The following is a 13,274-nucleotide window of genomic DNA, read 5'->3' on the forward strand; positions in this document are numbered from 1 at the left end:
CCGGTCAAGCTGCAACCATGATGCGGCCAAGCGTGACTATCGTTGGCGGGGTATCCCATGACGACCGATGCAGCGACGTTAGTGCCAGTGCGACAACCATTTTTCAACCATTTCTTCCTGGCGCGACAGCCTATCCTGAATCGCGACCAGCGCCTGGTGGCGTACGAATTGTTGTTTCGTAACGCGCACTGCGATGCCGCCGACGTCGTCGACGACGCGGCCGCCACCGCCACCGTGATCGCCCACGCGTCCGACCTGGGTATGGAGCGGGTGGTGGGGCGGCAGTTGGCCTATATTAATGTCGATACGGTCGCTCTGATGAGCGACTTCATCCGTTTTCTTCCGAATAGTAAAGTTATCCTGGAAATCCTGGAAACCGTCAAGGCGACCCCGGAGGTGCTGGCGCGCGTGCGCGAGCTGAAGGCGGCCGGTTTCAAGTTCGCCCTCGACGACGTGGTGTCGGCCTCGGAGGACGTGCAAAAGCTGGCGCCGCTGGTCGATGTGATCAAGGTCGATATCCAGCACATGCCGTCGGACGCGCTGACGACGCTGGCGCTGTTGCTCAGCGGCTCGAAGCAAAAGTTGTTGGCCGAAAAAGTGGAAACGCTGGCCCAGTTCAAGCACTGCCTGGAGCTGGGCTTTGAATTTTTCCAGGGATATTATTTCGCCCGCCCTGTCATTTTGAGCGGCAAGAAAATCGCCCCGTTCGAGCTGGCGATCCTGCGTTTGCTCGACCTGGTCAACGCCGAGGCCGACAACGTCGAACTTGAACGCTGCATCAAGCACGACGCGCTGATCAGCCTGAACCTGCTGCGCCTGGTGAACACGCCGGCGGTCGGCGCGCGCGTGCGCATCGATACCTTGGGCCAGGCCCTGATCGTGCTGGGCCGGCGCCAGTTGCAGCGCTGGCTGCAGATCCTGCTGTATGTGAAGCCGGGCGCGGCCCAGCAATTCACGTCGCCGTTGTTGCAGCTGGCGACGACGCGCGGCAAGCTGCTTGAACTGATGATGGAGAAGTTGCGTCCGGGCCAGCGCAATTGCGCCGACGTCGGTTTTACCGTCGGCATCATGTCGCTGATGGACGCGCTGTTCTCAATACGGATGAGCGACGTCGTCGCCACCGTCAAGGTGCAAAACGAGGTGCGCGACGCCTTGCTGTTCCGCCGCGGCGACTATGGCAGCATGCTGAACCTGGTCGAGCGCGTCGAGAACGCCGAGTGCGGCCCGGAGCTGGTCGCCATCCTGCGCGGCCTGCGCCTGTCGGCCGCCGACTTGAACGCGATCCAGATTGCCGCATTCGAGTGGGTCAACGATTATGTCGACGGCGTCAGCCTGGCGCATTGACTACTGCGCCAGCAGCAGGAATACCGTCGGTTTCTTGTGGAACTCGGGCGCCTTGCCCGCGCCAAGCAGGCTTTTCCACTGCGCGCCCGTCATCGTTTTGATCGACTCCGTTTCCAGGCTCAGGTCGGTTGCCACGCAGATCAGCGTGCCGGCCTGGCAGTTGCCGACCAGCGCGTCGAGCATCGCCGCGTTGCGGTAGGGTGTCTCGATGAACAACTGGGTCTGCTTTTCGCCGCGCGAGCGGTTTTCCAGTTCCTTGATGCGTTTCGCGCGCAACGCGGCGTCGGTCGGCAGGTAGCCGTTGAAGGCGAAGCTTTGGCCGTTCAGGCCGCTCGCCATGACGGCCAGCAGTAGCGACGACGGCCCCACCAGCGGCTTGACGGTGATGCCGCGCTGGTGCGCCAGGCGCACCAGGTCGGCGCCGGGGTCGGCCACGGCCGGCACGCCGGCCTCCGACACCAGGCCGGCGTCCCGGCCGGCTAGCAGTGGCGCCAGCAGGCCCGCCAGCGCCTGCGCCGGCGTGTTGACGTTCAGCTCGGCGATGGCGATCTCCTGCAGCGGCTTGGCGAGCGGATGCTTGATGGCGATCAGTTTCAGGAAAGCCCGCGCGGTCTTGGCGTTTTCGGCGACGAAATAGTCGAGGCGCGCGGTGATCGCCCGTACGTTCTCGGGAATGATGTGGGCCAGCGCGTCGTCGGCGTCGTCGCTGCTGCCGAGGGTGTTGGGGATCAGGTACAAAGTGCCGGTGGTGTTGGTCATGGAGTGTTCAGTCTAATAGCGTGGTGAAAGCCGGCGGCGCCGCCAAGGGGTCGGACCCTCTGGCCCGAGCGCGGCACCTGCCCTTGGTTTGGCGCTTATTCGGCGAAAAAAGCCAGGCCGGCGTTGCGCAGCATGCCGGTCAGCGCGATCAGCGGCAGGCCGGTCAGCGCGGTCGGGTCGGTGCTCTCGATTTTTTCCAGGATGGCGATGCCCAGGCCTTCGTTCTTGGCGCTGCCGGCGCAGTCGTATGGCCGTTCGATGCGCAGGTAGGCGTCCAGTTCGGCGTCCGGCAGGTCGCGCACCGTGACGATGGTCTGGACGTCCTGGAGTTGCACCAGCGGTACGCTGTCGCGCCCGTCCAGTACGCACAGCGCGGTGTGGAAGACCACCCGGCGCCCGCGCATCGTTTGCAGTTGCAGCAGGGCGTTGGCGTGGTTGCCCGGTTTGCCGATCTGCGCGCCGTCCAGCGTGGCGACCTGGTCCGAGCCGATGACGATGCAGCCGGGCGTCTTGGCCAGCACCGCGGCGGCCTTCGCGTGCGCCAGGCGCAGCGCCGTCGCGCTCGGCGTTTCGCCGGCCAGCGGGCTTTCGTCGAGGTCGGGCGCGGCCACCTCGAAGGGCAGGCGCAGGCGGGATAGCAATTCCTTGCGGTAGGTCGAGGTCGACGCGAGAATCAAGCGGGAAGGGTGTGAAGTTGGTATCATTGCGTGTTCGGTGGCGACAAAGATTGCCGCGGATGGAAAAATGCCATAAACTCGGCGTCTGGCTGCGCGCCGGGAACTGAAATAATCTGTTCAGCCTTTGACTCGGCGATCAAAACCCTGTTATTATCGCAGGTTTTCCGGGGAAATTTTCTACCAATGAATGCTTTTGTGATCGACGCCTTTGACTTTTGTCGCATCAACGGGAGCCGCGAGGGTGTCACGCCTGTCGCCGAAATGACCCGGTTGATCAAGGATTGCGCTGACTCGTCGGGCTCGCTTGCCTGGCGCATCGACGGTGGCACCAGCAAGCTGGGTTATCCGCAGCTGACGCTGAGCGTCACCGGCACCGTCCAGCTGGAATGCCAGCGCTGCCTGAGTCCGTATGCGTACGACATTGACGCCTCGACCATCCTGGTGCTCGCCAAAGACGACGAGCACGCCGATGAGATCGAAGAAATTATCAACGACGAAAGCATCGACGTCATCGTTGGCAGCCGCACCATGGATGGCGCCGCGTTGATCGAAGACGAGGCCCTGCTGGCGCTGCCGCAGGTGCCCAAGCACGAGGTCTGTCCGGATTCGGCCCTGCTCGACTCGGCCACGACGGAAAAGAAGTTGCCGTTCGCGGGTCTGAAAGACTTTAAACCAGAATAAGTAGCAACAAAGAACGTGTCAAACGCGTGTAGTAATCGAGTATGGCAGTGTGTAGGGCAATGTAGTAGGTGTTAAACGATGTCGGTAAAGTAACTACTTTGCCGCTGGGATACTCGATTCGCATGTATTTGCTAGTCGATTGTGCTAAAATTTTAGAACTTATGTATTAGGAGTCATTACCATGGCAGTTCAACAGAACAAGAAAACCCCATCCAAGCGCGGCATGCACCGTTCGCACGACTTTTTGGTCGCGCCGCAATTGAGCGTCGAGCCAGTTACTGGCGAAACACACATGCGTCACCATATCAGCCCTAACGGCTTTTATCGTGGTCGCAAAGTGCTCAAAACCAAAAACGACGAGTAATCGACGTTTTTGTTGGGTAAGATGAAAGCGGCGTTGCGTGGTTTTTCGACGTGGCGCCGTTTTTTCTTTTTCATCGGCTGCAATCCTCTTTTGCATACCGTCATTTTGAATCACGCTGACTCTGGCTGGCTCCTGCTTTCGCATACGCCCAAGTCGTATGGTCATCTTGCCGCGGCACTTCCCCAGCGGTACTGAATCAAAACAATGACAATCAAAATCTCTATCGACTGCATGGGCGGCGACCACGGTCCCTCCGCCACCATTCCTGCGGCAATTTCCTTTCTGAGTAACGAACCCGAGGCTGAACTGATTCTGGTCGGTTTGCAGGACGTTATTCGCGCCGAATTAAAGAGGCACAAGGTCGACGCGCATCCGCGCTTGTCGATTGTGCACGCTTCCGAACAAATCACGATGGACGATCCGCTCGAAGTCGCCCTGCGCCGCAAGAAGGACTCGTCGATGCGCGTGGCGATCGAGCTGGTCAAGGACGGCAAGGCCCAGGCCTGCGTCTCGGCGGGCAACACCGGCGCCCTGATGGCCGTTTCCCGCTACGTGCTCAAAACCATGGCCGGGGTCGACCGGCCCGCCATCTGCAGCATCTTGCCGAACCAAAAAGACCGCCCGACCTACATGCTGGACCTGGGCGCGAACGTCGATTGCGAGCCGCACCATCTGCACCAGTTCGCCATTATGGGTTCGGTGCTGGTCAGCGCCATGGAGGGCATTGCCCGCCCGACCATCGGCCTGCTCAACGTCGGCACCGAGGACATCAAGGGCAACGACGTGGTCAAGCAAACGGCCAAGCTGTTGCGGGCGGACCATGAGCGCGGCGCCCTGAACTTCTTCGGCAACGTCGAAGGCAACGACATCTTCAAGGGCACGGTCGACATCGTCGTCTGCGACGGTTTCGTCGGCAACGTCACGCTCAAGGCGGTCGAGGGCATGGCGCGCTTCTTCAAGAACGTCGTCACCACCGAGTTCAAGCGCACGCCGCTGACGATGCTCGGCGCGCTGGTCGGCCGCGGCGCCTTGAAGTCGATTTCCAACCGCCTCAATCCGTCGCGCTACAATGGCGCCGGCCTGCTGGGCCTGCGCGGCCTGGTCATCAAGAGCCATGGCGGCGCCGACGCCTATTCGTACGAGTGGGCCATCCGGCGCGCTTTCGATGCCGCAAAAAACGACGTGCAAGCGCACCTGTCGACGATGATCGCCGAGCTGATGCCGCGCATGCCAACGCAGGAAGAACCAAGCTCAACTATTTAGTGGACGGGTAATTGCATGACTTTGTACAGCAAAATTATCGGCACCGGCAGCTACCTGCCCGAACGGCGCGTGACCAACCAGGACCTGGCCGAGCAACTCGCGGCCAAGGGCATTGAAACCTCGGACGAGTGGATCGTCTCGCGCAGCGGCATTTCGGCGCGCCACTACGCGGCGCCGGAGCAAAACTCCTCCGACCTGGGCGTCGCGGCGGCCAAGAGCGCGCTGCAGATGGCCGGCTTGCAGGCGAACGACCTGGACCTGATCATCGTCGCCAGCTCGACCCCGGATTTCTTCGGCAGCTTCCCCAGCACCGCCTGCATCGTTCAAAACAAACTCGGCATCACCAACCACTGCGCCGCGGTCGACGTCCAGGCCGTCTGTAGCGGCTTCGTCTACGCGGTCGCCACCGCCGACAGCTTCATCAAGTCGGGCATGCACAAAAACGTGCTGGTGATCGGCGCCGAAGTGTTTTCGCGCATCCTCAACTTCGACGACCGCGGCACCTGCGTGCTGTTCGGCGACGGCGCCGGCGCGATCGTCATGGCGGCCTCGCACGAGCCGGGCATCCTGGCCGCCAAGTTGCACGCCGACGGGCGCCAGTCGCACATCCTCAGCGTGCCGGGCAGCGTCGCCGGCGGCGCGGTGGCGGGCAGCGCCTTCCTGCACATGGACGGCCCGGCGGTGTTCAAGCTGGCCGTCTCGGTGCTGGAAAAAGTCGCGCTCGAAGCGCTGGCGCACGCCAACATGACGGCCGACCAGATCGACTGGCTGATCCCGCACCAGGCCAACATCCGCATCATGAACAGCACCGCCAAGAAGCTCGGCCTGCCGCTGGAAAAAATGGTCGTCACCGTCGACCAGCACGGCAACACCTCGGCCGCCTCGATCCCGCTGGCGCTGGACATCGCCGTGCGCGACGGCCGCGTCAAAAAAGGCGACAACGTGATGATGGAAGGCGTAGGCGGCGGCTTCACCTGGGGCGCCGTCTTGGCGAGGATGTAGGGTTTTGGCGTTCCCGCCAGGACCCGCCCGCATGTAAAAAAAACCGGGGACAGACCACGTTTTCCAAGCAATAAATTGCTTGGAAAACGTGGTCTGTCCCCAAACTGGAAAGAGACCAGCATGACTCAATTTGCATTTGTTTTTCCCGGCCAGGGTTCGCAGGCAATCGCGATGCTCGACGGTTTCGCCGGCAACCCGGTGGTTGCGCAAACCGTTGCCGAAGCGTCCGACGCGCTGCAGTTTGACCTGGGCAAGCTGATCGCCGAAGGTCCGAAAGAAGAACTCGACCTGACCACCAACACCCAGCCGGTGATGCTGACGGCCGCCGTCGCCGTCTACCGCGCCTGGATCGCCGCCGGCGGCGCGCTGCCGACGCTGGTCGCCGGCCACAGCCTGGGCGAATATTCGGCCCTGGTGGCCGCCGGCGTGATCGCCTTCAAGGACGCGCTGCCGCTGGTGCGCTTCCGCGCCCAGGCGATGCAGGAGGCGGTGCCGGTCGGGCAGGGCACGATGGCCGTCGTACTCGGCCTGTCCGACGACGACGTGCGCGCCGCCTGCCTGGAGGCGGTCGCCGCCGACCCGGCCTGGGTGGTCGAACCGGTCAACTTCAACGCGCCCGCGCAAGTGGTCATCGCCGGCCACACCGCCGCCGTCGAGCGCGCCTGCGAACTGGCCAAGGCCAGGGGCGCCAAGCGGGCGATGCGCCTGCCGGTGTCGGCGCCGTTCCATTCGTCGCTGCTGAAGCCGGCCTCGGACCGCTTGCGCGAGTACATGGCCGAACTGCACTTCAACGCGCCGCGGATCGCCCTGATCAACAACGTCGACGTCAGTGTCGTCAACGATCCGGCCGGCATCAAGGACGCGCTGGTGCGCCAGGCCGCCAGTCCGGTGCGCTGGGTCGAGACGATGCAGAAGGTCGCCGCCGACGGTATCACCCAGGTGGTCGAGTGCGGCCCGGGCAAGGTGCTGATGGGCTTGACCAAGCGCATCGACGCCACCCTGGTCGGTGACGCCATCGTCGACCAGGCTTCATTGGAACGCTTGCTGACATCGCTCAACTGATTTTCGCCTGCTTGATGCAGTATCCACATTTAGTGAAGGACATCCATGAATTTAGTTAATCAAGTCGCCCTGGTCACCGGCGCCTCGCGCGGCATCGGCCGCGCCATCGCCGAGGAACTGGCCCGGCAGGGCGCCAAAGTGGTCGGCACCGCCACCACCGAGGCCGGCGCCGCCGCCATTTCCGAGTATCTGGCCGCCATCGGCGCCGACTGCGGCAAGGGCGTCGTGCTCAACGTCACCGACCCGGCGCGCTGCGCCGCGGTGGTCGACGACGTGCAGAAAAGCTACGGCAGCCTGTCGATCCTGGTCAACAACGCCGGCATCACGCAAGACCAGCTGGCCATGCGCATGAAGGACGAGGAATGGGACAGCGTCATCTCGACCAATCTGTCGGCGGTCGGGCGCCTGTCGCGCGCGGTGTTGCGCGGCATGATGAAGGCCAAGGCCGGCCGCATCATCAGCATCACCTCGGTGGTGGCGTCGTCGGGCAATCCGGGGCAGATGAACTACGCGGCGGCCAAGGCCGGCGTCGAGGGCATGAGCCGGGCGCTGGCGCGCGAGATCGGCAGCCGCAACATCACCGTCAATTGCATCGCCCCCGGTTTCATCGACACCGACATGACCAAGGCGCTCAGCGCGGAGCAGCACGCCAGCTTGCTGACGCAAATTCCGCTGGCGCGCCTGGGCACGCCGGAAGATGTCGCCGCCGCCTGCGCCTTCCTGGCGTCGCCGCAAGCGGCGTATATCACCGGCAGCACGCTGCACGTGAATGGCGGCATGTATATGAATTGATGCGGCGGCGCGGCTGGTCGGCCGTTCCGCCGGGCAGGGGGCGGCGGGCCTTTTCGGGCAATCACATCTTTTAGCAGCAGGTTCGGTCGAGTTAGCAGCAGTCACCGAAATTAGTATTGGAACGCGCAAACCTGATAAAATGCGCGCACTTTCCGTAACACACACAATGGAGCCATAACATGTCGGATATCGAACAACGCGTTAAGAAAATCGTCGCTGAGCAACTGGGCGTAGCTGAAGCAGACATCAAGATCGAATCCTCGTTCGTCGATGACCTCGGCGCCGATTCGCTGGATACCGTCGAACTGGTCATGGCACTGGAAGACGAATTCGAAATGGAAATCCCTGACGAGCAAGCTGAAAAGATCACCACCGTGCAACAGGCGATTGATTACGCCACTGCACACGTCAAGGCCTAAAGCTGTCTGACCGACTTCAGGAGAATCGCTTGAGCCGTTCTAAAAACCGTCGCGTAGTTATCACCGGCCTGGGTTGCGTTTCACCTGTCGGCAATTCCGTTGCCGAGGCGTGGAGCGCAATCCTCGAGGGTAAATCGGGTATCGCCAGCATCACCAAGTTTGATGCGCAACCCTTTACGACCCACTTTGCAGGCGAAGTCAAAGGCTTCAATATCGAGGATTACATCCCCGGTAAAGACGCCCGCCATATGGATACCTTTATCCATTACGGCATGGCCGCCGGCATCCAGGCGATGCAAGACTCCGGTCTGGTCGTCACCGAGGAAAACGCCGAGCGTATCGGCGTCATCATCGGCTCGGGCATCGGCGGCTTGCCGTTGATCGAAGACACCAAGGCCGAGTACGAGAAGCGTGGCCCGCGCCGCATTTCGCCGTTTTTCGTGCCTGCCTCGATCATTAACATGATCTCTGGCAACCTTTCGATCAAATATGGTTTGAAGGGCCCGAACCTGGCGATCGTGACCGCTTGCACGACCGGTTTGCACAGCATTGGCGCGGCCGGCCGCTTGATTGAATACGGCGACGCCGACGTCATGATTGCCGGCGGTGCCGAATCGACCGTGTCGCCGCTGGGTCTGGGCGGTTTCGCCTCGGCCCGTGCCTTGTCGACCCGCAACGACGATCCGGCGACGGCGTCGCGTCCCTGGGACCGCGACCGCGACGGCTTCGTGCTGGGCGAGGGCGCCGGCGTCATGGTGCTGGAAGAGTACGAGCACGCGGTGGCCCGTGGCGCGAAGATCTACGCCGAACTGCTGGGTTTTGGGATGAGCGCTGACGCTTATCACATGACCTCGCCGCTGGAAGACGGTAGCGGCGGTAGCAAGTCGATGATCAACGCGCTGGCCAACGCCGGCGTGAACCGCGACCGCGTCGATTACGTCAACGCGCACGGCACCTCGACGCCCCAGGGCGACGTTGCCGAGGTGGCGGGTATCAAGCGCACCTTCGGCGAGCACGCCGGCAAGCTGGTGGTCAATTCGACCAAGTCGATGACCGGCCACTTGTTGGGCGGCGCAGGCGGCCTGGAGGCGGTATTCACCGTGTTGGCGATGCACCACCAGGTGTCGCCGCCAACGATCAACATCTTCAACCAGGATCCGGCTTGCGATCTTGACTTCTGTGCCAATACGGCGCGGAATATGAAGATCGATATCGCGGTGAAGAACTCGTTCGGCTTCGGCGGTACCAACGGTACCCTGGTGTTCGGTAAGATCTGAACTTTTTAGCGCTCACTCCGGTCAAATCGGATGAGCGCTGATTCGGTGCTGGCGTTCGCCAGCACCTGAATTTGCCCGGCATGTTGCCGGCGCGCCTGACGTATTCCCTTTCTCTAAGAGTGCCATGTCGATTGCGGTGTCTGCCGTCGTGCGTCCGTCCGTCTGCCTGCGCCTGTTGTCGGCCGCACTGGCCGTCTGCGCGCTGGCGGCCGGCGCGGCGCTGGCCGGCGGCGGCCACAGGCTGGGCCTGCTTGGTGCCGGCGCCAGCGTGCTGGGCGGGTTGTTGTGCCTGTTTTTTCCGGACCAAAACACAAAGCCGCGCCGGATTGACATTTCCGGTGTCGGACAAATTCGGCAGACGGTATACCTAGGCATGGCCGGCGGGGCCGCGTGCGCAGCCGTTCTGATGCCGGGATCGACCTTGTGGCCCGGCTTGTTGCTGCTGCGCTTGCGCGGCGATGACGGTGCCGTGTTGGCGCTGCTGCTGTGGCCCGGCAACGTGGCCGGCGCGGCGTTCCGTCCGCTTGCCGTGGCTTGCCGTTGGATAGCCGCTCGCGCTGGGGAAGTGGGAGAAAAAAATCAGAATGACTGAACTTCTTGCAACGGGCCAACTCTATAACTATAACGGCGCCCGCGCTGCATGCCACCAAGGACATCGGGAGTGAGGACAGAACGTGAGTGTGATCAGCTGCTGGTCGAGCGTGTCCAGTCGGGCGACAAACGGGCATTTGACGTCCTGGTGTCAAAGTATCAGCGCAGGCTGATGCGCTTGGTGTCGCGCCTTGTGCACGACCCGGCGGAGGCCGAAGATGTGGTACAGGAGACTTTTATTAAAGCGTACCGGGCCTTGCGGCATTTCCGCGGCGACTCCGCGTTTTACACGTGGTTGTACCGGATCGGCATCAACACGGCCAAAAATTTCCTGGTCACCCAGGGCCGGCGCACGCCGACGTCCACCGACACCGACGCCGAGCAGGCCGAGGCCTTCGACGACGGCGACAACCTGCGCGACATCAATACCCCAGAGTCCATGCTCGCCAGCAAGCAGATCGCCGAAACCGTCAACGCCGCGATGGACCTGCTGCCGCTGGAGTTGCGCACCGCCATCGTGCTGCGTGAAATCGAAGGTCTTAGCTACGAGGAAATTTCCGACATCATGGCCTGCCCGATCGGCACCGTGCGCAGTCGTATTTTTCGCGCCCGCGAAGTCATTGCGGAAAAATTACGACCTTTATTGGATATGCCGGTTGACAAGCGTTGGTAAGACAGTGATTATTTGCAATAAGACTGTGATTATTGGCAATTGAGATGCGACTTTGGCAATTCTGGTCCGCGCCCGGTTTTTTTCGCACGAAACGCTCTTGAGATGGCAGGAAAAATGTGATGGACACGCAAAAACAGCTGCACGAAACGATCTCGGCCCTGGCCGACGGTGAACTGGCGGCCAGCGAAGTCGAGCTGGCCTTCGCGGCGCTCGACACGCCCGAGGGGCGTGCGGCTTGGAGTGCGTATCATCAAATTGGCCATACGCTGCGATCGGACGGTTGCGGCGGCGAATTGAGCGAGGGCTTCGCCGCGCGCATGGCGACGGCGCTGGCGGCCGAGCCGCCGCTGCTGGCGGCCGAGCCGCCGCTGCGCGCGCCCTTGCCGTCGCCAGCCAGCGGCGCCGACGGCGCCAGCGCCGCGCCGGACCGCGTTACCAGCCTACCCTGACGGTGTGGCCGCCAACGTCGGTTTGGATAAGGCCGCTCAGTTGGCGGGCCGGCCACGCCGAAAATCAAGCCAAGGCAAAGAGCCTGGGGCCAGACCTCCAGGTCTGACCGCGGGGTTGCGCCGTGGGTTTTAATTATTCCACCATCTGCCCCCCTTGAAAAAACGCCGCCGCACAATACCTTGTGTGGGCGGCAAGTTCTGTTTTCGCTTACCATGGCTATAGCCTTATGCCATGCAGCGACAGGGCGCCCAGCGCACTCTTCCATTCCAGGCCCAAGATACCCAATATACTCACACGATACCGTCCATGAAAAATAAAATCTCCGTTGGTGGCAAGACTCTTTCCGCGTTGCTGATCAGCGCCGGCATGGTATTCGCGCCGGCCGTACTCGGCGTGGCCCCCACCGCGCAGGCGGCAGCCGCCGTCGCCGGCTTGCCCGATTTCACCGACCTGATCGAGAAGGTCGGTCCCGCCGTCGTCAACATCCGCACCACCGAGCGCATGAAAATGGGCCGCGGCCAGGGCCAGGGCGGGCAGGGCGCGCCGGGCGAAGAGGAAATGCAGGAATTCCTGCGCCGCTTCTTCGGTGGTGGCGCCGCCCCGGCGCCGTCGCCGTCGCCGCGCCAGCAGGCCCCGCGCGGGCGCCGCGCCGTGCCGCAGGAGGAGCAGGTCCAGCGTGGCGTCGGTTCCGGCTTCATCATTTCGGCCGACGGCTACGTGCTGACCAACGCCCACGTCGTCGACGGCGCCGACGAGGTCTACGTGACGTTGACCGACAAGCGCGAATTCAAGGCCAAGGTGCTGGGCGCCGACGCCCGCACCGACGTCGCCTTGCTGAAGATCGACGGCGGCAACCTACCGCGCCTGTCCATGGGCGATTCGAACAAGATACGCGTCGGCGAATGGGTGATCGCGATCGGTTCGCCGTTCAATCTGGAAAACACCGTCACCGCCGGTATCATCTCGGCCAAGTCGCGCGACACCGGCGACTACCTGCAACTGATCCAGAGCGACGTCGCGGTCAATCCCGGCAATTCCGGCGGGCCCCTGATCAATATGCGCGGCGAGGTGATCGGCATCAATTCGCAGATCGCCACCCTGTCCGGCGGCTATAACGGCATTTCGTTCGCGGTGCCGATCGACGAGGCGATGCGCGTTGGCGAGCAGCTGAAGAAATCGGGCAAGGTCACGCGCGGGCGTATCGGCGTGCAAATCGGCGAGCTGACCAAGGAAGTGGCCGAATCGCTGGGGCTGAAGAACGCCCAGGGCGCGCAGGTGTCGATGGTCGAGCCGGGCGGCCCCGCGGACAAGGCCGGCATCAAGGCCGGCGACATCATCCTGAAGTTCAACGGTGTCGCGGTGGAGCGTTCGTCCGACCTGCCGCGCCTGGTTGGCGGCACCGCGCTCAACAGCCGCGCCACCGTCACGCTGTGGCGCAAGGGCGCGCAGCAGGACGTGCCGGTCACCATCGTCGAGCTGGAGGGCGACAAGGTGGCCAAGAAGGCCGGCGGCAAGACGCCGGGCGACGAAGCGCCGAGCAACGCGCTAGGCTTGACGGTGAGCGACCTGACGCCGGTCAAGAAGAAGGAGTTGTCGCTGGAGGTCGGCGTGCTGGTCGAAGCGGCCGACGGCGTCGCCGCGCGCGCCGGCGTGCAGCCGGGCGACGTGATCCAGCAAGTGAACAATATCGAGGTGCGGGACGCCAAGCAGTTCAACGCCGTCGTCGCCAAGCTCGACCCGAACAAGTCGTCGGTGGTGCTGGTGCGGCGCGGCGACGTGTCGCAGTTCGTGTCGCTGCGTCCGTCGGCGGGCAAGTAAACGGTATTTCGTAGATACTATGAATGAAGGCGGGTCGGCAAAAGACGCAAATTAATCCTAAAGTGAAGGTTCGAAGAATCAACTTAGGAGAAAATCATGCAA

At 62.7% G+C, this 13,274-nt stretch carries 15 protein-coding genes; 13 read left to right on the forward strand and 2 right to left on the reverse strand.

Going from position 1 to position 13,274, the window contains the following annotated elements; translation table 11 throughout:
• Positions 1-57: 57 nt before the first annotated feature.
• Positions 58-1,344 carry an EAL and HDOD domain-containing protein gene (locus ACFDR9_RS09535; RefSeq protein WP_409030833.1) on the forward strand — a complete coding sequence of 429 codons (1,287 nt, stop codon included), beginning with the start codon at positions 58-60 and terminating at the stop codon, positions 1,342-1,344.
• Here ACFDR9_RS09535 and ACFDR9_RS09540 read toward each other — a convergent pair whose 3' ends face one another.
• Together ACFDR9_RS09540 and ACFDR9_RS09545 are read right to left on the reverse strand one after the other, a co-directional pair.
• Entirely contained in the window at positions 1,345-2,103 is a 759-nt protein-coding gene (locus tag ACFDR9_RS09540) for an SAM-dependent methyltransferase (protein ID WP_409030834.1), read from the reverse strand.
• Positions 2,104-2,198: 95 nt separating this feature from the next.
• Positions 2,199-2,807: a Maf family nucleotide pyrophosphatase gene (locus tag ACFDR9_RS09545; RefSeq protein WP_409030835.1), complete on the reverse strand. Its 609-nt coding sequence runs from the start codon at positions 2,805-2,807 to the stop codon at positions 2,199-2,201.
• A gap of 156 nt (positions 2,808-2,963) precedes the next feature.
• Here ACFDR9_RS09545 and ACFDR9_RS09550 point away from each other — a divergent pair, with 156 nt between their 5' ends.
• The 12 genes from ACFDR9_RS09550 (at position 2,964) to ACFDR9_RS09605 (ending at position 13,172) form a co-directional block, all read left to right on the forward strand.
• Positions 2,964-3,461 carry a YceD family protein gene (locus ACFDR9_RS09550; RefSeq protein ID WP_409030836.1) on the forward strand — a complete coding sequence of 166 codons (498 nt, stop codon included), beginning with the start codon at positions 2,964-2,966 and terminating at the stop codon, positions 3,459-3,461.
• Between the two features lie 181 nt (positions 3,462-3,642).
• On the forward strand, positions 3,643-3,825 hold the full coding sequence (rpmF, locus tag ACFDR9_RS09555; RefSeq protein WP_034749653.1) for a 50S ribosomal protein L32: 183 nt from the start codon (positions 3,643-3,645) through the stop codon (positions 3,823-3,825).
• Positions 3,826-4,029: 204 nt separating this feature from the next.
• Positions 4,030-5,088: a phosphate acyltransferase PlsX gene (gene plsX / locus ACFDR9_RS09560; protein ID WP_017876453.1), complete on the forward strand. Its 1,059-nt coding sequence runs from the start codon at positions 4,030-4,032 to the stop codon at positions 5,086-5,088.
• A 15-nt stretch (positions 5,089-5,103) separates the two neighbouring features.
• Entirely contained in the window at positions 5,104-6,090 is a 987-nt protein-coding gene (locus ACFDR9_RS09565; protein WP_409030837.1) for a beta-ketoacyl-ACP synthase III, read from the forward strand.
• Between the two features lie 120 nt (positions 6,091-6,210).
• The gene (gene fabD, locus ACFDR9_RS09570) at positions 6,211-7,152 is read left to right on the forward strand and encodes an ACP S-malonyltransferase (protein ID WP_026132823.1); all 942 of its coding nucleotides are present in this window, start codon (positions 6,211-6,213) and stop codon (positions 7,150-7,152) included.
• A 45-nt stretch (positions 7,153-7,197) separates the two neighbouring features.
• Positions 7,198-7,944: a 3-oxoacyl-ACP reductase FabG gene (gene fabG, locus ACFDR9_RS09575; protein WP_409030838.1), complete on the forward strand. Its 747-nt coding sequence runs from the start codon at positions 7,198-7,200 to the stop codon at positions 7,942-7,944.
• Between the two features lie 179 nt (positions 7,945-8,123).
• Complete coding sequence (acpP, locus tag ACFDR9_RS09580) at positions 8,124-8,363, forward strand: acyl carrier protein (protein ID WP_008449912.1); 240 nt, start codon at positions 8,124-8,126, stop codon at positions 8,361-8,363.
• Between the two features lie 29 nt (positions 8,364-8,392).
• On the forward strand, positions 8,393-9,640 hold the full coding sequence (gene fabF / locus ACFDR9_RS09585; protein ID WP_026132822.1) for a beta-ketoacyl-ACP synthase II: 1,248 nt from the start codon (positions 8,393-8,395) through the stop codon (positions 9,638-9,640).
• 124 nt (positions 9,641-9,764) lie between these two features.
• Positions 9,765-10,232, forward strand: a complete 468-nt coding sequence (locus ACFDR9_RS09590; RefSeq protein ID WP_017876447.1) for a hypothetical protein — start codon at positions 9,765-9,767, stop codon at positions 10,230-10,232.
• 48 nt (positions 10,233-10,280) lie between these two features.
• Positions 10,281-10,904, forward strand: a complete 624-nt coding sequence (gene rpoE, locus ACFDR9_RS09595) for an RNA polymerase sigma factor RpoE (protein ID WP_035787606.1) — start codon at positions 10,281-10,283, stop codon at positions 10,902-10,904.
• Positions 10,905-11,023: 119 nt separating this feature from the next.
• Positions 11,024-11,353 carry a sigma-E factor negative regulatory protein gene (locus ACFDR9_RS09600; protein WP_409030839.1) on the forward strand — a complete coding sequence of 110 codons (330 nt, stop codon included), beginning with the start codon at positions 11,024-11,026 and terminating at the stop codon, positions 11,351-11,353.
• Between the two features lie 307 nt (positions 11,354-11,660).
• Positions 11,661-13,172 (forward strand): DegQ family serine endoprotease, encoded by a 1,512-nt coding sequence (locus tag ACFDR9_RS09605; protein WP_035787603.1) that lies wholly within the window; start codon positions 11,661-11,663, stop codon positions 13,170-13,172.
• Positions 13,173-13,274 lie beyond the last annotated feature (102 nt).

It is taken from the genome of Janthinobacterium sp. CG_23.3, assembly GCF_046115965.1.
Taxonomy (GTDB): Bacteria; Pseudomonadota; Gammaproteobacteria; order Burkholderiales; family Burkholderiaceae_D; genus Janthinobacterium.

Coding starts and splice junctions, on each gene's coding strand:
- rpoE (WP_035787606.1), top strand. CDS start 10,281: ATGCCACCAAGGACATCGGGAGTGAGGACAGAACGTGAGTGTGATCAG.
- fabD (WP_026132823.1), top strand. CDS start 6,211: ATGACTCAATTTGCATTTGTTTTTCCCGGCCAGGGTTCGCAGGCAATC.
- ACFDR9_RS09600 (WP_409030839.1), top strand. CDS start 11,024: ATGGACACGCAAAAACAGCTGCACGAAACGATCTCGGCCCTGGCCGAC.
- ACFDR9_RS09545 (WP_409030835.1), bottom strand. CDS start 2,807: ATGATACCAACTTCACACCCTTCCCGCTTGATTCTCGCGTCGACCTCG.
- fabG (WP_409030838.1), top strand. CDS start 7,198: ATGAATTTAGTTAATCAAGTCGCCCTGGTCACCGGCGCCTCGCGCGGC.
- ACFDR9_RS09550 (WP_409030836.1), top strand. CDS start 2,964: ATGAATGCTTTTGTGATCGACGCCTTTGACTTTTGTCGCATCAACGGG.
- ACFDR9_RS09605 (WP_035787603.1), top strand. CDS start 11,661: ATGAAAAATAAAATCTCCGTTGGTGGCAAGACTCTTTCCGCGTTGCTG.
- ACFDR9_RS09535 (WP_409030833.1), top strand. CDS start 58: ATGACGACCGATGCAGCGACGTTAGTGCCAGTGCGACAACCATTTTTC.
- rpmF (WP_034749653.1), top strand. CDS start 3,643: ATGGCAGTTCAACAGAACAAGAAAACCCCATCCAAGCGCGGCATGCAC.
- ACFDR9_RS09590 (WP_017876447.1), top strand. CDS start 9,765: ATGTCGATTGCGGTGTCTGCCGTCGTGCGTCCGTCCGTCTGCCTGCGC.
- plsX (WP_017876453.1), top strand. CDS start 4,030: ATGACAATCAAAATCTCTATCGACTGCATGGGCGGCGACCACGGTCCC.
- ACFDR9_RS09540 (WP_409030834.1), bottom strand. CDS start 2,103: ATGACCAACACCACCGGCACTTTGTACCTGATCCCCAACACCCTCGGC.
- acpP (WP_008449912.1), top strand. CDS start 8,124: ATGTCGGATATCGAACAACGCGTTAAGAAAATCGTCGCTGAGCAACTG.
- ACFDR9_RS09565 (WP_409030837.1), top strand. CDS start 5,104: ATGACTTTGTACAGCAAAATTATCGGCACCGGCAGCTACCTGCCCGAA.